The 25,647-nt window shown below is 63.4% G+C and carries 23 protein-coding genes and 2 pseudogenes; 6 read left to right on the top strand and 19 right to left on the bottom strand.

All coding sequences use genetic code 11. From position 1 onward, the window contains the following. Positions 1 to 5: 5 nt before the first annotated feature. The 3 genes from NI2_RS32875 (at position 6) to NI2_RS07965 (ending at position 3,157) form a co-directional block, all read left to right on the top strand. Positions 6 to 341, top strand: coding sequence for a DUF4873 domain-containing protein (locus NI2_RS32875; protein WP_074965659.1), 336 nt, complete (start codon positions 6 to 8; stop codon positions 339 to 341). A 61-nt stretch (positions 342 to 402) separates the two neighbouring features. Continuing rightward, positions 403 to 2,037, top strand: coding sequence for an MFS transporter (locus NI2_RS07960; protein WP_243750074.1), 1,635 nt, complete (start codon positions 403 to 405; stop codon positions 2,035 to 2,037). A gap of 526 nt (positions 2,038 to 2,563) precedes the next feature. After that, complete coding sequence (locus NI2_RS07965; RefSeq protein ID WP_067488325.1) at positions 2,564 to 3,157, top strand: HD domain-containing protein; 594 nt, start codon at positions 2,564 to 2,566, stop codon at positions 3,155 to 3,157. Positions 3,158 to 3,254: 97 nt separating this feature from the next. Here the strand turns inward: NI2_RS07965 and istB are convergent, their stop codons facing one another. The 8 genes and pseudogenes from istB to NI2_RS35025 form a co-directional block, all read right to left on the bottom strand. Beyond that, positions 3,255 to 4,043, bottom strand: coding sequence for an IS21-like element helper ATPase IstB (istB, locus tag NI2_RS07970; RefSeq protein WP_067488008.1), 789 nt, complete (start codon positions 4,041 to 4,043; stop codon positions 3,255 to 3,257). Continuing rightward, positions 4,040 to 4,852 (bottom strand): annotated as a pseudogene (locus tag NI2_RS07975) (Mu transposase domain-containing protein); the annotation flags it as partial. The gene istB and the pseudogene NI2_RS07975, both read right to left, overlap by 4 nt. Before the next feature lie 27 nt (positions 4,853 to 4,879). Beyond that, on the bottom strand, positions 4,880 to 7,045 hold the full coding sequence (locus tag NI2_RS07980) for a tyrosine-type recombinase/integrase (protein WP_133734182.1): 2,166 nt from the start codon (positions 7,043 to 7,045) through the stop codon (positions 4,880 to 4,882). A gap of 52 nt (positions 7,046 to 7,097) precedes the next feature. Further along, positions 7,098 to 7,391 carry a hypothetical protein gene (locus NI2_RS07985; RefSeq protein WP_067488012.1) on the bottom strand — a complete coding sequence of 98 codons (294 nt, stop codon included), beginning with the start codon at positions 7,389 to 7,391 and terminating at the stop codon, positions 7,098 to 7,100. After that, on the bottom strand, positions 7,388 to 7,684 hold the full coding sequence (locus NI2_RS35015) for a tyrosine-type recombinase/integrase (RefSeq protein ID WP_243750089.1): 297 nt from the start codon (positions 7,682 to 7,684) through the stop codon (positions 7,388 to 7,390). Before NI2_RS35015 ends, NI2_RS07985 begins: the two co-directional genes overlap by 4 nt. A gap of 20 nt (positions 7,685 to 7,704) precedes the next feature. Next, positions 7,705 to 8,562 carry a tyrosine-type recombinase/integrase gene (locus tag NI2_RS07990; protein WP_243750075.1) on the bottom strand — a complete coding sequence of 286 codons (858 nt, stop codon included), beginning with the start codon at positions 8,560 to 8,562 and terminating at the stop codon, positions 7,705 to 7,707. 132 nt (positions 8,563 to 8,694) lie between these two features. Then, positions 8,695 to 9,219, bottom strand: a complete 525-nt coding sequence (locus NI2_RS35020; RefSeq protein ID WP_067488014.1) for an IS21 family transposase — start codon at positions 9,217 to 9,219, stop codon at positions 8,695 to 8,697. Between the two features lie 14 nt (positions 9,220 to 9,233). Continuing rightward, complete coding sequence (locus tag NI2_RS35025; protein ID WP_067488016.1) at positions 9,234 to 9,506, bottom strand: hypothetical protein; 273 nt, start codon at positions 9,504 to 9,506, stop codon at positions 9,234 to 9,236. A 427-nt stretch (positions 9,507 to 9,933) separates the two neighbouring features. Between NI2_RS35025 and NI2_RS34720 the strand changes: the two genes are divergently transcribed. Together NI2_RS34720 and NI2_RS33655 are read left to right on the top strand one after the other, a co-directional pair. Continuing rightward, a complete protein-coding gene (locus tag NI2_RS34720; protein WP_218018521.1) occupies positions 9,934 to 10,200 on the top strand; it encodes a hypothetical protein in 267 nt (88 codons plus the stop codon). A gap of 519 nt (positions 10,201 to 10,719) precedes the next feature. Next, positions 10,720 to 11,073 carry a hypothetical protein gene (locus NI2_RS33655; protein WP_133734183.1) on the top strand — a complete coding sequence of 118 codons (354 nt, stop codon included), beginning with the start codon at positions 10,720 to 10,722 and terminating at the stop codon, positions 11,071 to 11,073. A gap of 899 nt (positions 11,074 to 11,972) precedes the next feature. Here NI2_RS33655 and NI2_RS08015 read toward each other — a convergent pair. From NI2_RS08015 to NI2_RS08060, 11 genes and pseudogenes are all read right to left on the bottom strand, one after another. Then, a complete protein-coding gene (locus NI2_RS08015; RefSeq protein WP_067488020.1) occupies positions 11,973 to 13,187 on the bottom strand; it encodes a cytochrome P450 in 1,215 nt (404 codons plus the stop codon). Further along, entirely contained in the window at positions 13,184 to 13,714 is a 531-nt protein-coding gene (locus NI2_RS32885) for a PaaI family thioesterase (protein WP_071930218.1), read from the bottom strand. Before NI2_RS32885 ends, NI2_RS08015 begins: the two co-directional genes overlap by 4 nt. A 282-nt stretch (positions 13,715 to 13,996) precedes the next feature. Further along, the gene (locus NI2_RS08020) at positions 13,997 to 15,628 is read right to left on the bottom strand and encodes a long-chain fatty acid--CoA ligase (RefSeq protein WP_067488022.1); all 1,632 of its coding nucleotides are present in this window, start codon (positions 15,626 to 15,628) and stop codon (positions 13,997 to 13,999) included. A gap of 81 nt (positions 15,629 to 15,709) precedes the next feature. Beyond that, positions 15,710 to 16,777 carry a BtrH N-terminal domain-containing protein gene (locus NI2_RS08025; protein WP_067488024.1) on the bottom strand — a complete coding sequence of 356 codons (1,068 nt, stop codon included), beginning with the start codon at positions 16,775 to 16,777 and terminating at the stop codon, positions 15,710 to 15,712. Between the two features lie 49 nt (positions 16,778 to 16,826). Beyond that, entirely contained in the window at positions 16,827 to 17,663 is an 837-nt protein-coding gene (locus tag NI2_RS08030) for an SDR family oxidoreductase (RefSeq protein WP_067488026.1), read from the bottom strand. Next, positions 17,660 to 19,185, bottom strand: a pseudogene (locus tag NI2_RS08035) (aldehyde dehydrogenase family protein). The gene NI2_RS08030 and the pseudogene NI2_RS08035 overlap by 4 nt, the downstream one beginning before the upstream one ends. Continuing rightward, a complete protein-coding gene (locus NI2_RS08040; protein ID WP_067488028.1) occupies positions 19,182 to 19,907 on the bottom strand; it encodes a transglutaminase domain-containing protein in 726 nt (241 codons plus the stop codon). Before NI2_RS08040 ends, NI2_RS08035 begins: the two are co-directional and overlap by 4 nt. Then, positions 19,904 to 21,364 carry a cytochrome P450 gene (locus NI2_RS08045; RefSeq protein WP_084476198.1) on the bottom strand — a complete coding sequence of 487 codons (1,461 nt, stop codon included), beginning with the start codon at positions 21,362 to 21,364 and terminating at the stop codon, positions 19,904 to 19,906. Before NI2_RS08045 ends, NI2_RS08040 begins: the two co-directional genes overlap by 4 nt. A gap of 64 nt (positions 21,365 to 21,428) precedes the next feature. Beyond that, positions 21,429 to 22,631 (bottom strand): NAD(P)/FAD-dependent oxidoreductase, encoded by a 1,203-nt coding sequence (locus tag NI2_RS08050; protein ID WP_067488032.1) that lies wholly within the window; start codon positions 22,629 to 22,631, stop codon positions 21,429 to 21,431. Beyond that, positions 22,628 to 24,016, bottom strand: a complete 1,389-nt coding sequence (locus NI2_RS08055) for a cytochrome P450 (protein WP_067488034.1) — start codon at positions 24,014 to 24,016, stop codon at positions 22,628 to 22,630. The genes NI2_RS08050 and NI2_RS08055 overlap by 4 nt, the downstream gene beginning before the upstream one ends. A gap of 23 nt (positions 24,017 to 24,039) precedes the next feature. Further along, positions 24,040 to 24,360 (bottom strand): 2Fe-2S iron-sulfur cluster-binding protein, encoded by a 321-nt coding sequence (locus NI2_RS08060; RefSeq protein ID WP_019050196.1) that lies wholly within the window; start codon positions 24,358 to 24,360, stop codon positions 24,040 to 24,042. Between the two features lie 118 nt (positions 24,361 to 24,478). Here NI2_RS08060 and NI2_RS08065 point away from each other — a divergent pair, with 118 nt between their 5' ends. Further along, positions 24,479 to 25,480: a helix-turn-helix domain-containing protein gene (locus tag NI2_RS08065; RefSeq protein ID WP_067488327.1), complete on the top strand. Its 1,002-nt coding sequence runs from the start codon at positions 24,479 to 24,481 to the stop codon at positions 25,478 to 25,480. Positions 25,481 to 25,647 lie beyond the last annotated feature (167 nt).

A 25,647-nucleotide genomic window follows, 5' to 3' on the forward strand; every position in this document is an offset into this window, starting at 1 on the left:
CCACAGTGAATTCTCATAGTCCGCACGATGACTCCGACTACATCGGGTCCGCGACAGTGATCATGGCAAGCACGGAAGTCGAGGTACAGGTCGAGCTGCGCGGCTTCTTCCAACCCATCGATGGCCGCTTCTGCTGGTACGGGCGGGTTGGACAGAGTGACATTCTCGACGAGTTTCTGCAGGGTCGTCGACGTTCGGTAGTGGTCCGGACTTCTGCCGGCGAAGCTGCCGGAACCATCGGTGATCGAGACTTCTGGGGTCGCTATCGGATTCAAGGCCGCGGTCGCCCGCCATACCCCACGCCGTCATCACTAGACGAAGTCGAGGCGACGCCGAGTTGAACTACAGACCGCGAAGACGGACGGCGACAACCAGCCGCTTGCGAATGGAACCGGAACCGACATGATCCGCTTTGGACACCTGCTCGACGCCCGAAGATCCGCAGCCTGGACCATGATTGTCACCTGCGGCGCAGTGGCTCTCGTTGTCGCGGCTATGGCAGCGCTCTATACCGCGCTCCCCGCTATAGCCTTGGACACGGGCGCGGATCAAAACGCGCTTACCTGGATAGTCGACGGCTATACGCTGGTGCTTGCTTGCCTCGTGTTGCCAGGGGGAGCGATCGGCGACAGATATGGCCGTCGACGTGTTCTGACGGCAGGCTTGGCCGTATTCGCGGTCGCTTCTCTGGTGCCCGTGCTGGTCGACGCCCCGATATGGCTCATGCTCTCCAGGGCTGTGGCGGGAGCCGGAGCCGCCTTTGTCATGCCTGCGACTCTCTCGCTGCTGACCGCAAACTTACCGGTGGACAAACGGGAGTACGCGGTCGGGGTGTGGGCAGGTGTCGCCGGTTCCGGCGGAGTAATCGGTATGGTCGGATCCGGTCTGCTCCTCACACGTTGGTCATGGCACTCGATTTTCGTCGGCCTGACCGTCGTCGCACTGCTGCTGTTGGTGCTTGGTCTCACCGTCCCTGATTCACAAGACACCGAATGCCCGCGGCTGGAGGTTCGCGGCATGTTCTTGGTGGTACTGGCGATCGGGACGACGGTATTCGCGGTCATGGAGGCTCCGACGCGTGGTTGGACCGATGGCTGGGTCTTCGCCATGGGAGCGACCGGCGCAATGAGTGTCGTGGCCTTCATCGTCACTGAACTCCGTGTCGAGCACCCCTTGCTTGATGTACGGCTGTTCCGCCGCCGAGGTTTCTCGAGCGGTGCGTTGTCGATAACCATTCAATTCCTCGTGACTTTCGGTGTGATGTTCCTGCTGGTGCAGCATTTCCAGCTCATCTTGGGGTTCACGCCCCTGCACTCGGCCTTGGCGCTTGCCCCGATGGTTGCTCCCCTCATCGTGATGTCTCTCGTCTCACCGATGATCGCCGCGTGGCTGGGGCTCCGGGTGACGACCACGACCGGGCTACTTACCATCGCAGTCGGCTTGTTGGCCCTCCAGCGCCTCGACACCGGTTCGTCTTACCTCGATGTGCTCTGGCCGCTGCTGATCATGAGCGCTGGCCTGGGCATGTCGGCCGCTCCCGCCACCAACGCGATCATGCTCGACACGCCCTTGGAGAAACATGGGGTATCAGCTGCGGTCAACGACGCAACTCGAGAGATCGGCGCCGCAGTCGGTGTCGCCGTCGCCGGCAGCATCCTGTCGGCGAACTACACGTCGAAGATCGCGGAGGTGTTACCCCGCCTTCCTGAGCCTGCTCGCGACCCGGTGCGGAGTTCGCTGGCTGGTGCACTCGAAGTCGCTGAGCGCGCGGGGGCTGCGGGAGAGCCCCTCGCCGAGTATGCGAAAGCCGCCTTCTGGGATGGAGTGGAACACTCCGCGTTCGCGCTGGCCGTGATCAGCCTCGCAGGCGCGCTGATACTCATCCCGCTCTCTCCTGGACGCACAGTCGACGAAGGCCACAAAGTCAGTTGCGTTCGCCGGGGCCGTCGAAATCGTCTGCGACGCCTCCGGCTTACGCGTGGTGCGCGGAGGAAGCGGTTGGAGTCAATGCCTACCATTGAACCGGCGCAACGGTAAGCCGAACGCACTTTCCGGATCCGTTCACACTTGCGGACCGCTTCAGGGCGTCAGCAGAACAGCCAGTCGGGAGCGAACTTTGGTGATGAACTCTCGTCGCCGACGTGCTCGGGTGGTCGGCTAATGGCACATGCCCGATCTGAGTGACTGCCCGGTTGTCGTGGTGTCCGGCCCGAGAGTGGGCCCCGTTCCTGGTCTAGCCGGTCGGAGCCTGAGCCGTTCGGGGCTCCTGCAGGATTGGGTGACAGCGCCCTAGTCTGCAGCAGCCCCGCTTGGATCAACGGATCGAGCTGGGAGGCACGCTTCCGATCCTCCTTGCGCGTTGCTAGCAAGATTGACCCAAGGTCCGAGATGAAGCACACGTGGCTTCGGTCGTGGAATATGACGTCAGTTGGTCGCGAATTTTGGCATCGGTCCGGCCTGCCGCGACAGATTTCTGATCGCGAAATTGGGCATCGCTCTGTCGGCGTGTCCGATTGGTTCCGGTCCCGATGAGCATCGAGCTGCCCGGACTACCATGTCCGAAATGAGCTCCGTTCTGCTGCAGCGTGCCCTGACCGACTCCGGGTATGCGGGGCTCAGGTCGCTGCCAGAGAGAGTCGAGGTTCTCCTCGGAAGCCTTGAGGCCCCGCCTCGGCTGGGTGCTCATTTGCGGGCGGTTCACGAGGTGGCTTGGCAATTGGCTGACTGGGTTGGCCAGTTTCACCGTGATGTGCGGTTCGACCGGGATGTAATGCTGTTCGGTGCGGCAACACATGACATCGGCAAGGTCGTCCATCCCGAAGAGCTGTCAGGACCAGGCTCGGCTCATGAACAGGCTGGTTATGAGCTTCTCCTGGCGCAAGGCTTTCACGAGGAGTCGGCCCGCTTCGCGCGGACCCATAGTTCGTGGACTGGGCCTGATGTCGGTGTGGAGGATCTGCTGGTCAGTCTGGCCGACAAGGTGTGGAAGGCCAAGCGCGTTCCCGAGCTCGAGCAGTTGGTGGTGCAGCATCTCGCTGTCGTTGGCGGTGAACAGTCGTGGCAGGTTTTCATTACCCTCGACGATGAGCTCGACCGGATCGCCGCAGATGCCGACCGAAGGCTCGCCTTTCAAGCAAGCTATCCGGTCAGCGCTTGACCCTCGGCCCCTGTCGTCATCCGAACGATTTCCTCTCACACGCCTTCCTTATAGAGTCGCTTTTCGAGTCCAGCGGGTTGGGTGAATGAGATTCGCTTCAGCCCTTGGCGGCGCGGGTATGAGCGAGACGGTAAGAGGCGGTGCCGGTTTCGACGATGTGTCCGCCGAAGGTGAGCCGGTCGACGATCGCCGCGCAGAGCCGCGGGTCGGTGAAGGTTTTCGTCCATCCCGAGTAGCTGTCGTTGGACGCGATCGCGACCGAGTTCTTCTCCTCGCGTTCGGTCAGGACCTGGAACAACAGCTCGGCGCCGCGGCGGTCGAGTTCCATGTAGCCGAGTTCGTCGATGCAGAGCAGGTCGACGCGACCGTAGCGGGCGATCGTTTTGGACAGGATTTTGTCGTCGGCGGCCTCGACGAGCTCGTTGACCAGCTTTGTGGCGAGGGTGTACTTGACCCGGAAGCCCTGCATCGCCGCTTCGGTGCCCAACGCGATCAACAGGTGTGATTTGCCGGTCCCGGAATCACCGATCAGGTAGAGCGGCAAGCTTTTGCGGATCCAGTCGCAGCTGGCCAAGGTATGGATCGCCGCAGCGTCGATGTTGGGGTTGGCGTCGAAGTCGAACGACCGCAACGATTTGTCACGAGGGAACCCAGCAGCGCGGATGCGGCGTTCAGAGCGTCGCCGGGCCCGATCGTCGCACTCGCTGAGCAGCAATTCCGCCAAGAACGCCCGGTAAGACATCTGTTCGCGGGAAGCGGTGTCGGCGATCTCGCCGAACTGAGCCCGCAGCGTCGGCAGGCGTAGCACCCGGCAGGCTTGATCGATGGCCGCGTCAGCGGCTTGTTCGGTGAGTCCGTGCCGACGTCCGATCGAGGAGCTGGTCATGACGTGCCTCCCTGGCGGGTGTGACGGAGCAGCTGGTCATATTGGGCGACTGAGGGCAACGGACGGGTGTCCGGTGGGAGCTGCGCGAGACGACGCGCGGTCAGCGACGGGATCGGATCAACCGGGAGATCGAGATCGATCGGAATCGGTGAGATCGGTTGGGAATCTCCGATCTTGCGTGCCTCCAACGCGACCGCGTCCGCAGTCAGCGCCACGGACTGCAGAGCCGCAGCCAGGCCCGCGACGAGTTGTTCGTGGGGAAGGTGGCGGTGCAGCAACAGAACCTCGACCAAGGCACGGGTGCCGTGTTGATCGCCGTGTGCTTTGCGGGCAGCGGCCCACCAAGCGTCGTGGATCGGAGTGAATTTGCCGGCGGCGCGTGCCTGATCGAGTGCGGTCGCGCCGGGCAGCGCGCCTGGTTTGCGCAGCAGTCCTTCGAGGTAGTGGTCGAGCTCGAGGCGCACTCCACCTTTGGCCAGAAGGCGTCCGTGACGGGCGATTTCGGTGTGACCGTCGAAGACGACCAGCTCAGAAGCATGCAGCAGCACTCGAACGGGGCGGTCGATGAACCGGATCGGGACCGAATACTTGTTGGTGCGCACCGATATCTGCGAATACCGATCCACTCGGGGCGTGAACCAACGCCCGGTTTCGAACGGTTCGTCGGGCAGCGGCGCCAGCAGGTCGCGTTCCTGGACGAACATCTGCCCGATCGTGTGGGGCCGTGAACCGATCCGGCGCCCGTCATCGGCGGCGTCCCATTCATCGATCAGCGTGTTGAGTTCGGCGATCGAGTCGACCTCGGGGACCTTCTCTGAACTAACCGATCAGCCCGCTCAGCCGCAAAAATCTCTGTCCGTGAGGTGGCCCGAAGGTTCGGCGGTCACTGACGCGAGCTCCCGGAAGGCAGGGATCCCGAGCGTCACCGCGGTGTCGCGACGGGCGATGCTGTCGTCGACCTGACCGAGCTTCTCTCTGGTCGCGGCGAGGCTGACGCGCAGCCCCTCGGCTTCGCCGAGCCATCCTTCTCGTTCGGCTTCGGAGATCCGGGCAGTGAGGTTGTCACGGATGTCGAGCAGGCGCTGCCGCTGTTGCGGGTCGACTCGAAGGAGCGGGCATCTGACGCAGCTGTGCTCGTGAATGCAGCCGGTTCCGTAGGCTCGGCCGCAGTCACCGAGTGCGACGCGGCGACGCTCGAAATGACCGAGGAATTCATTCCATTCCGCGTCGGTGGGCCGCCGGTATTCCTCGCCCGGGCGCAACGCGCGGCGGCGGGCGATGAAGGCGCGGTGCCCGTTGATGGCCTCCTCGGGATAGACGGCCTTGTAACCCATGGTCGTGTTGATGTCCTTGTGCCCCAACAGAATTTGTGCAATGTGGGACGGCATGCCGTTCATGATGGCGTCGGTGGTGAAGATGCGCCGGAAGTCGTGGGGAGCGAAGTCGAGAGGTTTGCCGCCAGCATCGGTGATGCCGGCGCGCGCGAGTGCGCCGGCGAGGAGTTCCCGGATCCCACTGATCGGAATCGGTCGGGCTTCGAGGCTGACAGTCCGCTGGAACAGCAACGGCATCGGCGGATTCCAAAGCTTCTCGTGGTGGTCGTAGGCGACCACCAGCGGAACGCCGCCGTCGGCGTTGCGGACCCGGCAGACGACCGCCGACAACACATCGGCAAGTTCCGGGGCGATGACCAGCAGCCGTTCCTCGTCGGTCTTCGACGGTGGAATCTGGAGCAGCGCAACGAGTTCGCCCGTTTTCGGGACACGGTATTGGACCAGACTGTGATGCGAGATCTCGGTCAGTTCCTCGACCCGGATCCCGGTCATCCGAAGAACCTCGACCGCCGCCCAAGCCCAGAACGCGTTGTCCTCCTCCCTGGTCAGATCACGCCGCGCGCCGGTGACGGGGTCTTCGGCCCAAACCCGCGGCGAGTGCCGGGCCAGGCGCGCCCGCCGAAGAGTGACGCCGTCAACGGTGAACAGTTCGCCCGGGCCGGTCTGGATGGCTCGCGCCAGGCGCGCGGCCGCGGCCTTGCGGTCGCGGTCGACCGCGGTGACCAGGACCGGCAGGACGGGCAGCCGCTCGCGGGTGCGCTGGTCCATGCGGGCCTTCTGGCGGGACTTCATCCGCTTGTGCTGGACGTCGGTGGCTTTGATCGGGCAGGCCACTGCCCAGCGGCCCCATCGTGCGGGGTCGTCGAGGGCCCATTGCGCGAGGTCGAGATAGAAGCAGCGGACGGTCTGCATCACGTCGGCAGCGCCGCGCCGTTCGACTGTCGCCTCGATGGTGTCGCCGTGTTCGTCCTTCGAGCGGACGATCCTGGTCCGGATTCGTTGCTTCCAGCCGGCGGCGATCTCGGGGCTCAGCTTCAGTGAGTCGATCCCGGGATGGTGGCGTTCGAGGTCTTTCCAGAACCAGAGCCCCAATGCGGTGGCCAGCGTGGTGAGGGTGTTGTAGTCGATCGATGGCTGGCGTTCGCGCAGGTAGTCGACCAGCAGGTCCCGAACCAGCGGGCTGGACAGCTGATAGCGGTCGACGAGCTGCTCGATCGTCATCCGGCCGGCGAACAGCGGGCTGAACATTCGAATCGTAGGCGGTGCGGCGTCAGGGAATTGGCCGGTCGAGTGCAGCAGCTGATAGAACACCGGGCTGTGCCGGTTGGACGGCCCGCCGGGATAAGTCTCTCGGCTGGTCTGCATCAATTGCAAGCAGTCCCCGACGGTCACGTCGCGGACCGTGCCGCCCTTGGCGGCCATGATCAGCGCGACCTTCTCGATCGCGGGAAGCATGGTCGCGTCGCCGAGTGTGTGGTGTGCGCGCGCTGCGTGTAAGGCGGAGATGCCCTCGGCATCTCGCACCCGGGCCATCTCGTCCGCGATCCGCAGCGGGGATCCGGTGGTCATCAGCCAGCTGAGTCGCGGCCGAAGGAAGTCGGCGCTGATCAGCTGGATCATCCCCTTTCCCAACACGTTGCGGACGTAGTCGCGGCGCTGGTCCAACAACCCTGCAGTGTCGAGATCGGTGATCAGCTGCAGCCGCCAGTCCCGGCGGCCGTCACGGCTGGCGCCGGGTGGCGTCCCAGCGCTGCTGCCAGGACGCGCCGGGATAGAGCTCGAGCCAGTCCAACACGGCCTGCAGCGCCTGCTTCCGGTGACTACGAGCAGAAGGATCAGCCGCCCGGAACGGAGGCGCCGCCAGCCGGGCCTCGACCGCCGCCCGGTCTTGACGTGATCGAGGCCAGCTGACCGGAACCGGCCGAGCGGGGAACTGCTCGAGCAACGCCATTGCCTCGCTGCTGATCTGCCAGGTCCTCGCCGCCGTCTGAAGTGTGGAGGTCGTCACCGTCACGAATTCCTCCGGCCGAATAGGACATCCAGGCTTTCCTGCCGGTAGCGCAATCGCGGCTCTTCGCCCGCAGATGGCTGGGGTCGGCGTTCGTGGTGCGCGCGAACGGCCTCGATCACATCGTCGGGAGTCGGCGTGGTGTAGAGCTGGGTCGTGGTCAGCGATGCGTGACCCAGGACCCACTGGACGTCGGTGATCGGCATGTCTGGGTCCCGGGCGAGCCGGTAGGCGGCGGTGTGGCGCAGGTCGTGCAGCGACCAGTTCGATCCCAGCATGGCGTTGACCCGACCGAACATCGCCCGCGCGGCGTGATAGTTCAACGGCCGGAACGGGCGCCGCAGAGTCCACCACAACGGATCATCCGACCCGCAGGGACCAGACCGTGGATCTGCTGCTGATAGAGCCGGAGCCAGACGAACGCATCCGGCGAGGCCGGCAACTGCTGCAGGACCCGTGACCCCTTGCGCACCACGGTGATCAGTTGCCGGCCCGGGTCGGCGCCGCTGCGCAGAGCGCCGAGAAGTTCCGATGCCCGGGCGCCGGTGGAGACGTAGAACGCGACCAGTGCCCGGTCCCGGTCATCACGAAGTCGTGCGAACAGTTCGTTGAACACCTCGTCGGGAATCTGGCGCGGAATCCGCTTGGACCGCCGCGGCCGGTAGAGCCGTGACCGCTCGTGCTTGAAGCGGTCCATCGGATTGTGATGGGCGTGGGCTCGCCCGGCCCGTGCCAGCGGGAACGGGTTGATGAGCGGCCCGGTGCCGGCTTCCAGGTGGAAGGCGTAGAAGCTGCGCAGAACCGTTTCGCAGTGAGCGATCGTCGTAGGCGCGTAGGTGCGGCCTGGCGGACGCTTCCCGGTCACCGGGTTGGTCGAGATCGGCTTCGGCAAGGCCGTGGCCGTCGGTGACCGCCAGTGCGGCCGTGGCGATTTCGTGGTGATCTGGATCCAGCGTGAGAAGTCGCGTGCCTCGTCGCGGGTCGCGCGCTGCCAGGACACATCCAAAGACCAGAGGAATCGGTGCCAGCGCAGCAGGTCCATCGCGTACGAACGCTGAGTCGCTGCCGAGCGCCCCGCGGCGTGCAGCTCATTCAGGAACGCCGACACCGGAGCGACCGGCGCGCCGTCGGCGCCGACCAGCCGCCAGGGTTCCCACGGATCCCCGGTGGCCTTCACCGACCCCACTGGCCGAACAACGAGAGCGGTCAGATCCCTTGGTGTATCACCTTCTTCGGACACGAGATCGGAACATAGCCGCGCTGCCCGACGCTCTCCACCAGATCCGGTCCAGGGCGGTCGGTAGTTCAGTTAACTGACCGGGACCAGGTGGTTTCGGCGGAACCATCCGATCTGGCCTTCGACGCCGCCCTTCTCGTGGGCGCCTTCTTGACCTGGTTGGCAGTAGAACGGTTCCACTCCCAGGTGCGATCGGAACACCGTCCAGCGTTCGGCTTCGACCCTCGCGCGGGTGAAGCCCAGGACCTGGGAGACCGCGGCGCGCAGGTTGTCGTAGCGGACCTGCTTTGTCGGTACTCCGCCCAACACCTGGACCGCGTGGAGGTGGCCCTCGAAGAAGGCTTCCTGGCCGGCCGAGAGCGATGCCCGGTGGACTGCCTTGCCGGAGAAAGACATCCGGAAGCAGAACAGGTAGCAGATCACCAGTTCCCCGCGCAGGCGGATGGTGATGTCGCCGAAGTCGACCTCGGCTTCTTCGCCGGGGCGGTGGGTTTGCGGGATGAAGACTTTCGACGGAGCGCGTCCGGTCTCGACGAGAATTTCCGGGCGTCGTTGTCGCACATAGCGTCCGATCACCGGATAGGACACCTCGGTCATGCCGTGTTCGTCGATCAGGCGTTGGTAGAGCTGGTCAGGGTGTGGCGCTGTTTGCGTGGTGCATCCAGGTCTGCCAGCAGGATCGCGTCGATGATCGGTTTGAACGGTTCCAGCTTCGACGGGCGCGGGGTGTATTCCTTGCGCTCGGTCGGCCATGCCGAGGTCAGAGCCTGTTGCACGGTGCGGTAGCTGACACCGTGCTTGCGTTGGATCTTGCGACCCGACATGCCTTCTCGGGCGTCGCGACGAATCGCGGCGAACAGTTCAGCTCGCGACACCACCGCCATCGGGTCCTCATTCTGGAGGTTCCTCCGCTCAGCCGGGCGGTCTGCGCGGTGACGCACAACCATGGTGCCACCGCGACCTCGGTGGTGGTGCCGAAATTCGCGACCACGAAGTTCGTTGCTTCGCAGGTGGTGTCGAGATTCCCGATCAGGTGATGTCGAGGTTCGCGATCAGAACCACACACGCGTCCTTTCCGCCGCAACCAAGGTCGTGACGTCAATTTGCCGAACGCTCCAGCCACTTCCTCGCCCTGGCGTCGCTTCCGTCTGAAGACCGGACCTGGCGCACTCTGTTGATTGAGCCAGTCTCGGATGCGCTGGCGCGCTCGATAGTTGATTATGTGGCCAGTGTCTCTGATCTTGGAGTGACGGGGTCCCGTTCCCGCACATGGACGGACTGTTGGTCGATGCGGTTCGTGGGGTCGGGTCCGTGCGTATCGACGCCGCAACTTTGCGATGCGGTGGCGCTCTGCCCGAGTGGCTCAGCGCCGTCTCGGTGGATTCACGGCCGTATCGGCGGCAACTGGCCGATATCTCGGTCACTGCCAGCGAAGCGGCGATCGTGTTGCTCGTCAGCAGATTGTTCTGCGACAACATCGACTTCGGAAAGGCTTTCGCCGAGCAAGTACCTTGGCTCGCCGCACGCCGCGGGCGATGGACGTTGTTCTGCAGCGGGTGTTGGGAGCGGTGGCGTTAGTCCTGGGTGGCCGCCCGGGAGCGCCGTTGGACTGGACATCTCGCGGCGCGGACCGGATAACCCTGCTCCGCCATGTTCGTGCGATCCCTGACCTGCCGCAGCCCAACTATGCGCGGACGGCTCCGCGCTATGCCATGGACACCGCTACGCCACGATCCTGATCGCATGGAATCTCGCCGCCCGATCGACGTGCTCACAGATTGCAGCGCCAAGACTCTGAGAATATGGTTACAGACCCTTCTTGACATCGAGATCATGTGCCGCGACCGGGCCGGCCCCTACTCCGGAGGTGTGGCCAGCGGGGAGCCAGTAGGATTCCAGGTCGCTGATCGGTGGCACATCTGGGAGAACCTCGGTGACGCCCTCGAACACGCTATCGCACCGCGCCGACACTGCCTGACCGCCGCGGCGGGCTGCCTCGATGACGCCCCCGCAACTACCCGATATCGCCGAGGTCTCCGCAGGCTTGCATCGTGGTCCGGTCGAGCCAGGTCTGCGCCAAGACAGGGTCGCGATCCGATGCCAGCAGCGTTTCGCCGAGGTCCAGGAATCATCTACGAGTTCAAGCCCTATCTCCTCAGCGGTGGAATAAGGGATGCACCCGACGCCGCCCTGCTGTTTGACGCGATCACCGCCTGCGGCTATCGAAGTCAGCCGAACCTCGTCCGCGCCTATCAGGCCTTCCTCGATGCCGCTCACATCACCGGGCCCCCAATTATGACCGAACCTGCTCGCACAGACCCAAATGACCAGTGGCGCTTCGACATGACTCTACCGCCAGCCCGGATTCGACGCACCCGCTGGTCACGTTCGTTCGCCGCGATCATCAAGAGCTGTGTGAGAGGCGACGCCACCTTCGGCGAATCCTCGTGAGCGGCTGAGCAATTCACACAGTCGAATTGCGAAATAGTGCCAGATCCCTGATTCGACCGGAATTGAACCTGGCACCGATGGAAGTGAGCGGCCCGCGGAAGTAGTCCGCGACTGCCCACGCGATCGCCAGTTTGCGGTACGCGGCAAAGAGTGGTTTACTCAGGGACTTCTCGTAAACCTTGCGGTGGAACTTGTTGTGGGCCTGTTCCATTTCGGCAGTCCGACACCGGGCGCCTGGCGGTGCGGGATGAAGAGGCCGTTCCCTGGTAGCCGCCGTCGGCGATGACCATAGCGGTGCGGCAGGCGTCGGCGCCGGATTCCGTCCAGGCCTGCGGTGCAACGGACGTCCGATCACGACGACGACTTCGTTATCGGGCGTCGATGACGACCAGATGGTGGGTCGAGTACCAGTGGTTCCTACTCGGTGCGGCAATGTACGGTCGCAGGTCGGACCAGGTGCTGACCACCGTAAGCACCACACCGTGCGGGATCGGGCCGGGGTCGCAGCGCCAACGTAGTACCAGGTCGTCGATCACCGGGCTTGGCCGGCTTCCATTCCGAGTACCGCCGCGGGTTGACGCATCGTCAGATTCGTCTGCGGTACCTGGCCACCAGTAACACCTGGCCCTCGAAACACAACTCTCGATGTCGGCCCCGCAACGACCGGTCGGTGCCCTCGTGCGGAAGCCGTGTGGTCGGGCGAGCGAACATGCGTGGCCACAGCCCGGAGATCAACTCCATCATCGAATAAGGCGCCGAGTGGCTACCCCCAGAACAATACTCACTGCTAGTCGAACGAATTATGGACAGCCGTCAGGAGGAGCTCATCGGCAAAGCCGCCAGGGGCTTGTTGTTTGCCGGATCAACTCTGTCCGATGAACTATCAGAAATCCAACGGCTTATGCGGTGACCACCTTCAAGGTCGAAAGTCCGCGAAAAGACAGCCCGGTGCGCCAGCGGGGCTGCTCGACCAGCCGAAGATCGGGAAATCGGGACGCCAGGAGCGGGAACAATATTGACCCTTCGAGCCGTGCAAGCGGTGCGCCGAGGCAGAAATGGATGCCGGCCCCGAACGACAACGGCGGGACCCCGGTTCGGGTGATGTCGAGACTGTCGGGGTCGTCGAACCGATCCGGGTCTCTGTTGGCTGCCCCAAGCAGGATCAGTACGACCTGACCGGGATGTAAATCAACTCCCGCCAGTCGCGTCGGCTGGAGCACCGTACGCCCGTTGGTCTGGACGGGGGACTCATAGCGCAACAGTTCTTCGACTGCGTTGCTCGCCAACTCTGGCCTGGCACGAAGTTCGCGCATTTGGTCAGGGTGGGCGAGCAGCGCGGCGACGCCGTTGCCGATCAGGTTCGTGGTGGTCTCGAACCCTGCCGCAAACAAAAGAATCGCGGTGCCGACGCATTCGTCGTCGTCTAGGATGTCGTCGCCATTCGCGACGGCGAGTCGGCTCAGTAGGTCACCGGTAGGGCGGGCGCGTTTGACCGCCAACAGGTCAGCGAAATATGCGGCAAGTTGGTCCTCGGCGTCGCAGGCTGCTGTCAAGGCTGCGATATCGGCACCGGGTTCGAGCGAGGCCAGCAGGGCCCGCACCAGTGGGGCTGCTACCGCTCTATCAGTAAAGGGCACCCCGAGTAGATCTCCAATCACATTCACGGGCAGCGGGAGCGCCAGATCGTTGATGATGTCGACGGAGACCCGTGCTTCCATGACATTGAGCAAGTGATTGACCTGTGTGACGATGCGGCCGCGCAACTCGTCGATGTGCCTCGGGGTGAACACGTCGGCGACCAACCGACGCAGCCGGTGGTGGTCAGGAGGGTTGCGGAACAGCATGGTGCGTCGGAACCGGTGCATGGCCTGATGTTGCAGCTCTTCAGGAATGTCGGACAAGCCGAAGCCCAGCGACTCGTCGGCCTTGCCGAGGCTGCGGTCGCGGAGCGCCGCCGCGCAATCGTCGTAGCGGCTCAATACCAGCACCCCCGATCGTGTAACCAACACTGGTTGCGTCTGGCGCAGCCGCCGGAACGCCTCATAAGGTCCGGCCGAGCCGTGATCGGTTAGCAAGGCGTCCAGGAGCAGTGCTCGCTCGCTCGGTACAGTCATGCCTGTCTCCTTGCACTCACCGGCGACTGCAAGAAATGTTTGACATCGACCACAATGAACAGTGCTGTGGCCGTGACAACCAAATGTCCCCCTGCATCCTCGATTCTGGCCCCGAGATGTAATTTCCGGCCATCTCGAGACCGTAGTTCGGCGTGCAGGGCGTAGGGAGTGTCGAGCTGGACCGGAGCAAGATAGTCGAGGTCGAGATGGCGCGTCACGGCGAGTTCGCCGACGGTGTATAGCAGGAAACCGAACAGGTCGTCGACTACTGTCGCCACAGCGCCCCCGTGCGCTATTCCGGGCGCTCCTACATGACGTCGATCGAATCGGTGGTGAGCGACCACGCCGCCTGCGCAGCGCTGGGCCGTCAGAAAATGCCCATGCGGGTTGGCCGGTCCACAACCGAGACAGTTGGGATGGTGGGGAGGCAACTCAGCCGATCGAGGTTCCAAAAGTCGGAACGAACGCACCCATTCCTCCAAGTCAGGATCGGACGACCTGCCGCCCGTGTCCGATAGATTGCTCATGGTCAGCCTTCCTGTCGATGAAGCCGCACCCAACATCGATCTCGAGCGTGACCACTATGCAAATACATATCGCGCACGCCAGAGGTGGTGCGCAGCCGGTGGCCCCATTCCACCACCACCGGCGCGAAACGTGCTGTGCACTGGGAGGTGACTCCCATCTTCGTTTGCAGCCTTTCGCCGATGTCGACGTGCACGGTAATGTCGCCGATGTCGCGAAAGCTTCGCACTATGGGTATCAATGTCCTGCTCCGTCCTACTCAGGACCAGGCATGGAGATAATTCCTAAATCTCGACGACGGTCAGCTCGCCGTTCGCATGCAGGGTGCGCAACCGCTTCTTATCGAACTTGCCGACCGAGGTCTTGGGCACCTCTGCGGTGAAGCTCCAGCGCTCAGGCAGCCACCACGTGGCGACCTTGCCGTCGAGGAAGTCACGCAGTTGGGCAGGTGTTACTTGCCGCCCGTCGCGTACGACGATCACAGCGAGGGGGCGTTCCTGCCACTTCTCATCCGGGACCCCGATTACTGATGCCTCGAGCACGTCGGGGTGACCGGCGAGCAGAAGTTCGAGCTCGACCGAGGAGATCCACTCCCCGCCGGACTTGATCACGTCCTTGGTGCGGTCGGTCAGCGTGACAAAGCTGCGTTCGTCGATCCGGCCGACATCGCCGGTGCGCAACCAGCCGTCCTGGAACTTATCCCCGCCATCCTCTTCGCCGATGTACGAGCCGGTAATCCAAGGTCCGCGCACTTGCAACTCACCGACGGCTTCGCCGTCATGCGGGAGCTCATTGCCTCCGTCGTCGACGATCCTCAGCTCGACTCCTGCAACCGGACGACCTTGGGTCGCTCGCAGACGCCACCGCTCCTGCGTGTCGAGCGACGCCGGCGGCCGCGCGACAGCCGCTAGTGGCGAGGTCTCGGTCATTCCCCACGCCTGTACAACTTGTACGTTGTACCTCTCCTCGAAGGCCTTCATTAGATGAACGGGTACAGCTGAGCCACCGCAAGCGACCAGGCCTAGAGACGAGATGTCGTAGCTGGGGTTGGAATCCAGGAAGTCCAAGACGTCGTTCCAGATGGTCGGGACTGCCCCGGCGATGGTTGCCTTGTGGACGTCGATCAGCCGCACGAGCGGCTCGGCCTGTAGGAACCGGTCAGGCATGAGCAAGTCGGCACCCGCCATGAGTGCGGCGTAGACCAGCCCCCAGGCGTTCGCGTGGAACATCGGGACGATGGGGAGGATTCGGTCATCGCTGCTCACGCTCAGTCCGTCGGCGGCGCAGGCCGCCATCGAGTGGAGGTAAGCCGACCGGTGGCTATAGGCGACACCTTTGGGGTCGCCGGTGGTGCCAGAGGTGTAACAGGCCGCGGCCGCAGACTGCTCGTCGAGGTCTGGCCAGTCGAACGTCTCGGGCTGGGCGGAGATGAACTCCTCGTAATCAACGACTGTCAGTCCCTCACGGTGCAGCGGGGTAAGGTCCACCTCTCCGGTGACAACGATGGTATGCACGCTAGTGAGCTGCAGCAACACTGAGGCCATCATGGGTATCAGGCTTCCATCGACAATCACGACTTGGTCCTGAGCGTGGTTACCGATGTAAACAAGCTGATCGGAGGCGAGCCGTAGATTCAGGGTATGCAGCACCGCTCCCATCGAGGGCACTGCGCAGTAGGCCTCCACGTGCTCCTGGTTGTTCCACATGAGGGTCGCGACGCGCTCATCGCCTGTGATCCCGCAAGCCCGCAATGCGTTGGCCAACTGAGCGGACCTCCGTCCGATTTCGGAGAACGTAGCAACCTTCACGCTTCCGTCAAGTTGCAAAGTCCGCACGGTCGCCGAGCCGTGCACACTCGAGCCGTGGCGCAGAATCGCCGCGGTCGTCAACGGGACGTTCATCATCGTGCTCTGCATAGCATTCCTCATTCAAGAGTGTCTTCGAACGTAGGCGATCTGGGGGTTGATTCGCCGCTGGCCGGCGACATGGGGCTGCTGTCAGCGATCCACAGCCGTCAGCGAACTGGAAGCAGCCTCCAGGGACGCGACCAGGTCCAACTCCAGCTCTGGCAGTTGGCTAGCGGCCGAGGCCACCCCGGCCAGGCGAACTCGTATATCAACGTCGCGGCGGATACCGGCACGCGCAGTGGCGGTCCACGCCTGCGCACAACGGCTGGCCGCTACGGCGAGTTGAGCGGTGGCGGAGTCCCCGGTCAAACGAGCGACATCTGCGCAGCCATCGGCTAGCAAGCGGCGGAACAGCCCGCCGCCAGTACCTGCCTTCTCAATGAAAGCGCTCAGGCTGAACAGGAGAGTCTCGAGGTCGTCCACCGGAAGATCGGCCCAGGTCTGAATGTCGGCCGCCAGCTGCACCGCCGCGGCCAAGCCCTCCGCACCGGATGCCGCTGTCCTGAGATCGACGATCCCGGGTTGCGATGGGCGGCGCATTCCGGCTGCGGACTGTCGAAATGCCTCCGCCGCTACTTCCGCCACGTCCGGCAGCGCACTCGGCCAGCTGATGCGGTATGTACAGTGGCGCGTCGGTTGCGGGAAAGACTTCGAGGACCGCGCCCGAGCCAGTGCATCGAGCGGGACTTTCTGCACCTCGGCGCGGTCATTGTCTACGACAAAGGCGATCCCCTCGGCCTCGTCGTGACCGATCACGACGATGTCGTGGCGACTCATCTGGAACTGGACGCGGAGGTACGGCAACTCACCGATATCTCCCCATACCAGGCTGGGTCTGCCTGCTTCGAGCTCGTCGAGAACCCATGACCACCCCTCTCGGGGATCATCGGTCGTGAGAACCTGGACTTGCGCGCCGAGTCGGCGGGGCAGATCAACTTCGAAGTCGGCGCCTCGTCCTACCAGGTACAGCGGTGGAACGAGGTCGCTTGACCGGAGGTACGATAACCCCAGTGCGCCGCCGAGAGCGAACACCAGACCTTCGTCGGGCGGCCCATCCCACCCCAGTCCATGCCAATGCAGAAGATCCCGCATAGCACCAGAACCGCAGTGTCCCCCCATCTTGTGCGGGTAGTCATCGACCAGGGTCCTGCGGGGCATGTGAATCCTTTCGGGTGAATGAGGGGGCCAACGGGGATCGAAGACCTGGTCAGTGGCTCCGGATTCTGTCCAGGTAGGCCTGGCGGGCCGCTGCGTCGACGCCGTCGAGAAATACCGAGTCCGTGCCCAGCGCGGATCCGAGCCTGGCGGTCAGCCAGCCAGGGACGAACTTCATCGCCGCGACCAATACGCCGGCCAGGCGAGTGACGCGTACGAATGGACGCGGGCGCTCGATAAGATCGGCTGTCGCACGCGCGATCTCCTCGGGCTCGGCATTGCGCAGTCCCTTGGCACCAGCGGTTCCCGCGACGAGCTCGGTGTTGGTGAATGTGGGCCTAACGGTGGACAGCTCGACGCCTGACGTGCGGTACTCGTGCCGTGCCGCCTCGGTGAATCCGATGACCGCGAATTTGGTACCGCAATACGTCGCCAGTCCAGGCACAGCGAGCTCGCCGGCCAGCGACGCGGTGTTGATGATGTGCCCAGCGCGCCGCGGCAGCATTCGCTGAAGGGCTAGTTTGGTCCCAAAGACGACTCCCAGGACGTTGATCTCGACCTGCCTCCGGGTCACCGTGTCGTCTTCCTCGTGTACGTGACCAGTGGGCATGATGCCCGCATTGTTGATCAGCACGTCGAGGGGGCCGAGCTCTTCCTCGACCAGCTCGAGAAATTGCCGAAACGAAGTGGGGTCGGTTACGTCGAGGTGGGTAACGATCTTCACGCCGAGTTCGGTGGCGGCCTCCTGAGCGCGCTTCTCATCGACATCGCCGATGGCGACGCGGTGGCCTCGTCGAATCAGCTCCTTCGCGGTCTGGTAGCCGATGCCGCGGGCCCCGCCGGTGATAGCTACGGTCTTTGCGGCGGTGCGGGCACGGTGTGTCGTCACTTGTTGTTCTCCTTGTTGAGGCCGAGGCGCTGCCATAGGCCGCGACCGGCCGCCGCGCGCAACACTCTTCCGGCCATGGCCGCGCGCCGCGGGGTGTACGGGTACCAGGTGAGTTCTCGCGACAGGACAGGGATCCGTGGCTCTGTCACTGCCTGTACCCGGCAGTACTTGCGTAGCCCGTGAGCTCCGCCGAGCCGAGCACCGATGCCCGAGGCCTTCCATCCACTGTGCGGCAGTGTGGTGGCGAACAGGTTGCTGAAGACATCATTTATATTGACAGCTCCCGCGTTTAGCTGTAATGCGATGCGCTGAGCACGAGCATGGTCTCGGGTCCACACCGTCGCAGACAAGCCGTACGCCGAGTCGTTGGCCAGGCGGATGGCCTCGTCTCATCCGCGACCCGCATCACCGGAATCGTGGGACCGAAGGTCTCCTCGGTCATGCAGGCCATCGTGTGGTCGACACCGACCAGGACCGTCGGAGCGTAGTAGTTTCCGACCGCACTCCGAGTTCCGCCAGCCAGAACCCGCGCACCTGCCACCACTGCCTCGCTGACGTGGCGATCGGCAATGTCGACCTGCCTCGCGGTGACCATTGCGCCCACGTCGCGACCGGCCGCACCATGGGCGAGGGACCGCACACGTTGGGTCAGCCGCGCCACGAACTCGTCGTAAACCTCAGATACCACATACACCCGCTCGACAGAGATGCATACCTGTCCCGCGTTGAACAGAGCGCCCCACGCGATTCCCTCCACCGCACGAGCAAGGTCGGCGTCCTCCAGCACGATCGCCGGATCTTTGCCGCCAAGCTCCAGACTCATCGGCTTCAAATGCTCGGCACAGCGGATCGCGACCGCACGCCCTGTGGCGGTCGAGCCGGTGAACTGTACAAAGTCAGAGGCATCGACCACGGCTGCGCCCGAATCGCCATCACCTACAACGTGCGCCAGAACCGCGGGGGCGCCGATCTCGTGCCAGCCCTCGATGATCCGCGCGCATGTCAGCGGCGTCTCCTCCGAGGACTTCGCCAGGACCGCGCAGCCTGCTGCCAGCGCGGGCGCTGCGTCCATGAGGAAGAGGGTGATCGGGAAGTTCCACGGCATGATCATGCCGACGACCGGGAAGGGGTGATAGGTCGTAGTGAGTCGTTTCGACAAGGTCAGCAGGCTCGAGGACCTGACCTGCTCGCCGGCGAGAAACTTCGCGGCATGGTCGGCGTAGTAGCTGATGAACTCGCACGATGCTGTCGTCTCCACCAGGGCGTCGGGACGCACCTTGCCTGTCTCGGCTTGCAACAAGTTGGTGAGCTCGTCGGTGTGATCAAGGATCCAGTCCCGCCAGCGATGCAGCCATTTGGCGCGTTGCCGTGGGCTGGCTTCGGCCCACCCGACCTGAGCGTCTCGAAGATCAGCAGCGACGAGACTTACTGTCTCGCGGTCGTCGACAGCGACGGTTGCGATGAGCCGACCGTCGGCGGGGTTGCGCACGTCCAAGACGCCCGCTGGGATCGTCGCGCTCATCGGACCTCCGTAGGTGAATGGGGATCGCGGGCGATCCCGTCGGGATGGGTGCGGTGGGCGGGTGTATCGGTGAAAGCGTCAGCGATCACGTGGGGCCGCTTGAAGATAAGAGGCCCATAGGTGCGGCGAAGTTCGGCCAGGATCGCGTTCAACGGCAAGTCGTCGTAGACGCCCCGCTCGCGGACGTACTCCATATGCTCGGCTCCGTCGGCAGAAAAGGCGTGCAGTAGTGCATCGCGATCGCCGTCGAAATCCACCGGCGGCACACCGAAACGCGCACACAACTCGGTGTTGAACGCGGGCGTCGCCTTCAACCACCGGCCGTCGATATTGAGGAGGCTGTAACCGTGATAGACGAACAGGTCTGTGCCACCCATGAGCGCTCGCAACGCGTCTGTCTGCAAGTGATTGCGGACGTCAGCGAAGCCAAGCACCGCAGGGATCCCCGCCGCACGGCACACCGCGGTCAAGAGCACCGCCTTCGGGACGCAATAGGCGCGCCCGGACTCGAGGACGAAGCTCGCGCGATAGTGGGCAGGGTCGTCAGACACCGTGTAGGGGTCATACCAGACCCGGTCGCGAACGGCGGCGAAGAGACGGTTCGCCTTCTCTCGGCCGGTGCTCGCGTCGCCGATCACAGTGGCGGTGAACTCCCGAACTAACTCGTGCTCGATGTCGAGGAAGTCGGTCGCTGCCAAGAATGTCATCCGGTCCGTTTTCATCTGTGCTCCAGGTCTATCGGCAATCCGTCGACGGGAATTGGGAGCGAGGTGTTGTCCCACCTGGCTTCATACTGGTCAGGGACCGTCCAGGTGTAGGTTCGCAGCATGTGATGCAGGATCGCCTTCACCTCGAGAGTGCCGAAATGCAGGCCGATGCACTTGTGCACGCCTCCTCCGAAGGGGATCCACCCGAGGCGATGATTCCGGTCCTCATGCCGCGGCTCGGTGAAGCGGTCAGGGTCAAAAGTGTCGGGATCGGTCCAGTACGACTCATCGAAGTGGTTCACCGCCGGAGCCACGGCTACCAGTGAGTTTGCGGGGATTTGGTGTCCGGCGATTTCGACATCCTCGATGGTCTTACGCATCATGATCGGCACGGGCGCCACCAGCCGCAGCGTCTCCTTGATCACCAGGTCGAGAGTCTTCAGCGCGTCCAGGTCGTCGATAGTTGGGCGACGTCCGCCCAGTTGGTCGGACTCGGCCCGTGCCCGTTCCTGCCAAGCTGGATGCTTGGCGAGGAAGTAGACGGCAGCGGTGCTGGTGATGGTCGAGGTGTCGTGTGCCGCCATCATCAAGAAGATCATGTGGTTGACGACGTCCTCATCGGTGAAAGCTTGACCGTCGGCCGTGCGGGCATGGCACAGCGCCGCAAAAAGGTCCTCTCCCTGGGCGCTCCGCGCCGCCGGCAGGTGGAAGGTGAAGTAGTCCTCCAGGAGCGCACGCCCACGGACTCCGGCCCGCCACCGAGTCCCCGGCAGCGGGAAACGGATGATCGAGCTGGCCGCACGCACGGCCGCCACGAAGGCGTCGTTGATGGCGTCAGTGTCCTCACTGCCACCCCGATCCGCCATGAAGACCTTCGTTGCTACGTCAAGGGTCAGGCTCTTCAGCAGTGGATAGATGCGTGTGGACTGGCCCGCTGGCCACGCGGGAATACCGGTCTCGAGCGGCGGCCCGAGCTGGTCCACATAGGCGGTCAGGCGGTCGCGGGTGAACGCCTCCTGCATGATTCGTCGATGCATCCTGTGCTCGTCGAAGCTCATCAGCATCAGACCCCGGTGAAAAAAGGCGTCGATGAGATACGCCCACCCGTCCTGTGAGAACGATTTCGCCTTGACGGTCAGCGCCTCCTGCATGGCATCTGGACCGGCCACCATCACAATCTTCGTGCCGAAGGCGCCCATCCATGAGACGGGCCCGAATCGCTGGTACCTGGCCCGGGTGAAGCTGGATCCGAAACGGATGTAGTCCAGGGTGTGACCGAGCACAGGCAGACCAGCGGTCCCTCGGATCGGCTTGAGGCCCGACCCTGCGGGGGGCATTGCCAGCTCACGGACAGGCCACTGATCACTGGCCCGCAGGAGGGCCACATCGACCCGGCTCGGCAGTGGCGCCAGGAGGACTGACGAGAGTCGCTCCCGACTCTTCGCCAGCGGCAGATGGATGGCGTACGTCACTGACATTCCTTTCTGAATGCTGTTCGCACGCAGTCGTCGTGCGAGTCGCCCGAGAGTCGGTCACTCAGGGCGAGCCAGCGAGCACCAGTTCTGCCCGGCTTATGCGAAGCTGCTGGGTGATGGCCCGCTTGCTGAAGATGAAGTCACGGGGGCGATTGATGCAGTCGGCGGCAATCAGCTCGCCAGCACGGAGGTAGAAGCATGTGAATTCGCGGCCCCGGGTAGGATCTCCGCTGAGTACGACTTCGTCGTAGCCGGTGTTTAGACCGGCGATCTGGAGCTTGAGATCGTATTGATCCGACCAGAACCATGGAAGCGCAGCTATGTTCTTTGACTTCCCGCAGATGGTCGCGGCAGCGACCTTGGCCTGCTCGCCCGCGCTGGGTACAGATTCCAGGCGTATGCGACGGCCGTAACGGGCCATGTCGTGACTGGCGCAGTCCCCAGCGGCCATGATGTTGCGGTCGCTGGTCCGACTCTGGCCGTCGATCACGACCCCGTTGTCGACCAGCAGACCCGCGTCGGCGGCGAGTTCGGTATTCGGCTCCACGCCGATGCCGACAATGACGAGGTCGGCAGGAATTGATTCGCCGCTGGACAGGAATACCTCTCGGATCCTGACGTCTCCGGATAGGGCCTCGACTAGCGCGCCTGTTCGGATGTTCACGCCCTCCTGTCGGTGAATTCGGTCGAAGAACGCGGATACCTCGGGGGCTGTGACCCGTTCGAGGACGCGTTCGGTAGCCTCGAGCACAGTGACCTGCAGACCCAGCGCACGCAACGAGGCGGCCGTCTCCAGTCCGATATATCCGCCGCCGATGATCACGACCCGGCGCCCCGGGCTGCTTTCCTCTCGGATCATCTCGACGTCCGCCGCGGAGCGTAGGTAATAGACACCGGCCAGGTCGACACCGGGCACGGGGAGTCGACGGGGGCGAGCGCCCGTGCACAGTGCGAGCTTGTCGTAGGGCACTTCGTCGCCGGTGCTCAGTGAGAGCAGGCCAGCCGAGCGGTCGATCGCCTCCACCGTTGCATCCACGAGGTGGATTTCCTGCTTGTTATAGAACTCGGCGCTGCGAATCGCGAGCTCGTCGAGGGTGTGCTTCCCTGCCAGGTATGCCTTCGACAGCGGGGGGCGGTGGTATGGTAATACCGCCTCTTCTCCAATGATGGTGATCTCGTCGGTCCATCCTTCTTGGCGCAGACTGCCGGCGAGTTGGACCCCGGCGTGGCTGCCCCCGACGATGACGGCCCGCCGCGTGGTCATATGCTGGTTTTCGGGGTGAGACGGACCATCATCTTGCTGATGCCCCGCACAAAGTTGGACTGCACGTACTCGGGCTCCTCGACAACCTCGATATTTTCGAAGCGAGGAAGTAGCTCCTCCCAGAGGATCCGCAGCTGCAGCTCGGCGAGCCGGTTGCCCATACAGCGGTGAACACCGAAGCCGAAGGCTATGTGGTTGCGGGCGTTTGACCGGTCGATGATGAAATCGTCGGGGCGTTCGAATACTCGCTCGTCGCGGTTGCCCGAGGCGTACCACATCACTACCTTGTCGCCCTCGCGGATGAACTGCCCGTTAAGAACGGTGTCAGCTCTGGCGACACGGCGCATGTAGGCCAGCGGAGTTTGCCATCGGATGATCTCCGAGCACATGTTGGGGATCAGGTCGGGGTTCGCCTTCAGCTTCTCGAACTGTTCAGGGAAGCGGTTGAGCGCAAGAACGCCGCCGCTCATCGAGTTCCGGGTCGTGTCGTTCCCTCCGACGATCAGCAATACGAGGTTGCCCAAGAACTCCATCGGGCGGTCGATCAGGTCCTTGGTATTTTCATTGCTTTGCAACATCGTGATCAGATCGAATCCGGGCTGCTCCCCAGCGGCTGTCCGGGCCGCTTTGTCGTGCCAGAGAGCGCTGAGACCTCTCGCCATGTCGCGCATGCCGGGGAACACCTCATCGTTGTCCGATGGCCCACCGTTGGCCTGCTCCAGCGAGGTTGCGAGGTCCGACCAGTAGACGAGCTTGTGACGTTGCTCGTAAGGGAAATCCAGCAGGGTCGCAAGCATCCGCGCGGTCAGTTCGATCGAGACGTTCTGCACCCAGTCGAACGGCTTATCTACGGGTAGATCGTCGAGCACCTCTTGGACGCGCGATCGAATCAGGCCCTCCATCTCGCGCAGGTTCTTCGGCGCGACCACGCCTTGAACAGCGGCCCGCTGTGCGTCGTGTCGTGGCGGGTCCATCGCGATGAACATCTCGATATCGAGGAAACGGGGCGGAGCCCCGATAACGATGAACGGCTCAGCGGAGAAGATCTCGTGATTCTTGTCGACAGCCACGATGTCGGCATGCCGTGTGACGGACCAGAACGGACCGAACTGACTGTTGGGCTGATAGTGGACCGGAGCCTCGTTGCGCAAGCGCTCGAAGTAGGACTGCCAGCGGCCCTGGCGGTACAGGAAAGGGTTGCTGAGGTCGATGTCGGCGAGCGCGACTTCTTCGACTGGCGGGATGGGCCTCTCGACGAAGAGCTTCTCCCCGTTCGTTCCGGTCATCCATCGGCGAGTCTTGTCATATAGGTGTGCACCCTGGATCTGTAGATCCATCGGGATGGTCGACTGAACCTTGGCGGTGATTGCTCCGGGAATCTTCATCGCGTCGTATCCGTTTCTCGCCGTTACATCTGGAACTCGGGTAGGTGGACGATCAAGCCGTCCCAGGCCGTCGATGCCATCATCTGGCACGACAGCCGGGAGGTCGGCTGGCGCTCGGGGTTCATCGCGAGCATCTCCTCCTCATCGGCGCCGGAACGTCCGACCTGCTCGATCCACTGCGGATCGACAACCACATGGCAGGTGCCGCAGGCAGCTTCGCCTCCGCAGTCCCCGTCGACGCCGGGCACAGCGTTGTTGGTCGCGACCTGCATCAGCGACTGGTCTTCCTCGATCGGCGCCTCGTGCTTCTCGCCGTCGTGGGAGACAAAGGTGACAACTGCCATAGCCAACTCCTCGATGCGTTGTCCTCAATGTGACTTGGTCCAAGTGTTGTCGAACACGGGTTCGGAGGCTATGTTCGGCAGAGTCAGAAATTTGTGAATTCGGCTCAGAGAGACCATGGTGAACCTCAACGACGAGGGCGTGCCTCCGCTCATGTTCGTGCAACTGCTCGAGAGCCAAGCGCTCGACCCGGACGCCGCCGCTCGGCTTCGCGACATCATGGCTCGCGAAGGAATTGACGAGACGACGTTGATCCAACGCAATATCCAGGCCCCGATACGGTGGTTTCGCGAGGTCTACCCTGCACTCGATGTCGACCAGGCAACTTCGCTCGGCTTCGCGTTCGCCGAACAAGCTCAGTTGACGTCCTTCGGCCCATTGAGTTTTCCGCTGGTCAGCGCAGGCTCGGTAGCTGAGATCGTGGAGCTGCTCACCTATCTGCCTTTGATATCGACGGCTCTCAGTCCGCAGTTCCACCCAAGTGACGAGGGACTCACCGTCGGGCTCGCCGCGCACACAGGCGATTCGGCGCTGAACTGCCTGGTCGTCGCGTATAGCGGGTCGGCACTCCTGCGCCTGCTCGACATGCTGGCCGGCGATATGCCGACCGTGACACTCCATCTGAGCTGGTCAGCGCCGACCTTTCTAGCCGATAATGAGGATGCCCTAGCTGGGCGTTTGTTCTTCGACGCTCCGACGTCATTCCTTGGTGTCCCGGCGGACACTCTCAACGAGGTATGCAGGTTCTCCGATCCGGTCGCCTATCGACTTGCCATCGTGGATCTGAAACGAACCCTCGATCAGCGAAGTAGAACCATGTCTTTCTCGGAGAAGGTACGACGGCTGCTGGAGGAAGATCCTGGAAAGCGGAGTAAAGACTGGGTCGCACACGAGCTGTCGATATCGACTAGCACACTCAAGCGGCGCCTATCCGAGGAGGGGACCACCTTTCGCGAGTTGCGCGAATCATTTCTGCGTGACCGTGCGATGCTGCGGCTACTCGACCGATCGATGTCGGTGAGTGAGATAGCTGCCGATCTCGGATATAGCGACCTCGCGAACTTCTCGCACGCCTTCAAGCGATGGACCGGTCGCTCTCCCAGCGAATTTCGACACGAATAGCACCACCCGTCCCGTCGCTGGTGGATGGAGTCTGCGCGATCTGGTGCAGATCGGTTGGGGCTGGCCCCAGGCAGGAACCCGCTGCGGCATATGACAAAAAACTGGCGACTTTGCCGAAACCGTGCAGAACTTTGCCGAGCTCGTTGCTGCAGCCAACGGCTATCAGC

The organism is Nocardia ignorata NBRC 108230, assembly GCF_001612905.1.
GTDB classification, from domain to species: domain Bacteria; phylum Actinomycetota; class Actinomycetes; order Mycobacteriales; family Mycobacteriaceae; genus Nocardia; species Nocardia ignorata.

What these genes read in the sequence shown, in the direction of transcription:
- NI2_RS08040 (WP_067488028.1), bottom strand. Translation starts at nt 19,907, where the DNA reads ATGAAAACGGACCGGATGACATTCTTGGCAGCGACCGACTTCCTCGAC.
- NI2_RS08015 (WP_067488020.1), bottom strand. Translation starts at nt 13,187, where the DNA reads ATGACTGTACCGAGCGAGCGAGCACTGCTCCTGGACGCCTTGCTAACC.
- NI2_RS35015 (WP_243750089.1), bottom strand. Translation starts at nt 7,684, where the DNA reads ATGTTCGGTCGGGTCAACGCCATGCTGGGATCGAACTGGTCGCTGCAC.
- NI2_RS07960 (WP_243750074.1), top strand. Translation starts at nt 403, where the DNA reads ATGATCCGCTTTGGACACCTGCTCGACGCCCGAAGATCCGCAGCCTGG.
- NI2_RS08020 (WP_067488022.1), bottom strand. Translation starts at nt 15,628, where the DNA reads ATGCAGAGCACGATGATGAACGTCCCGTTGACGACCGCGGCGATTCTG.
- NI2_RS08050 (WP_067488032.1), bottom strand. Translation starts at nt 22,631, where the DNA reads ATGACCACGCGGCGGGCCGTCATCGTCGGGGGCAGCCACGCCGGGGTC.
- NI2_RS35020 (WP_067488014.1), bottom strand. Translation starts at nt 9,219, where the DNA reads ATGACCGAGGTGTCCTATCCGGTGATCGGACGCTATGTGCGACAACGA.
- NI2_RS33655 (WP_133734183.1), top strand. Translation starts at nt 10,720, where the DNA reads ATGCCAGCAGCGTTTCGCCGAGGTCCAGGAATCATCTACGAGTTCAAG.
- NI2_RS08060 (WP_019050196.1), bottom strand. Translation starts at nt 24,360, where the DNA reads ATGGCAGTTGTCACCTTTGTCTCCCACGACGGCGAGAAGCACGAGGCG.
- NI2_RS35025 (WP_067488016.1), bottom strand. Translation starts at nt 9,506, where the DNA reads ATGGCGGTGGTGTCGCGAGCTGAACTGTTCGCCGCGATTCGTCGCGAC.
- istB (WP_067488008.1), bottom strand. Translation starts at nt 4,043, where the DNA reads ATGACCAGCTCCTCGATCGGACGTCGGCACGGACTCACCGAACAAGCC.
- NI2_RS32885 (WP_071930218.1), bottom strand. Translation starts at nt 13,714, where the DNA reads ATGAGCAATCTATCGGACACGGGCGGCAGGTCGTCCGATCCTGACTTG.
- NI2_RS08055 (WP_067488034.1), bottom strand. Translation starts at nt 24,016, where the DNA reads ATGAAGATTCCCGGAGCAATCACCGCCAAGGTTCAGTCGACCATCCCG.
- NI2_RS07965 (WP_067488325.1), top strand. Translation starts at nt 2,564, where the DNA reads ATGAGCTCCGTTCTGCTGCAGCGTGCCCTGACCGACTCCGGGTATGCG.
- NI2_RS08025 (WP_067488024.1), bottom strand. Translation starts at nt 16,777, where the DNA reads ATGCCCCGCAGGACCCTGGTCGATGACTACCCGCACAAGATGGGGGGA.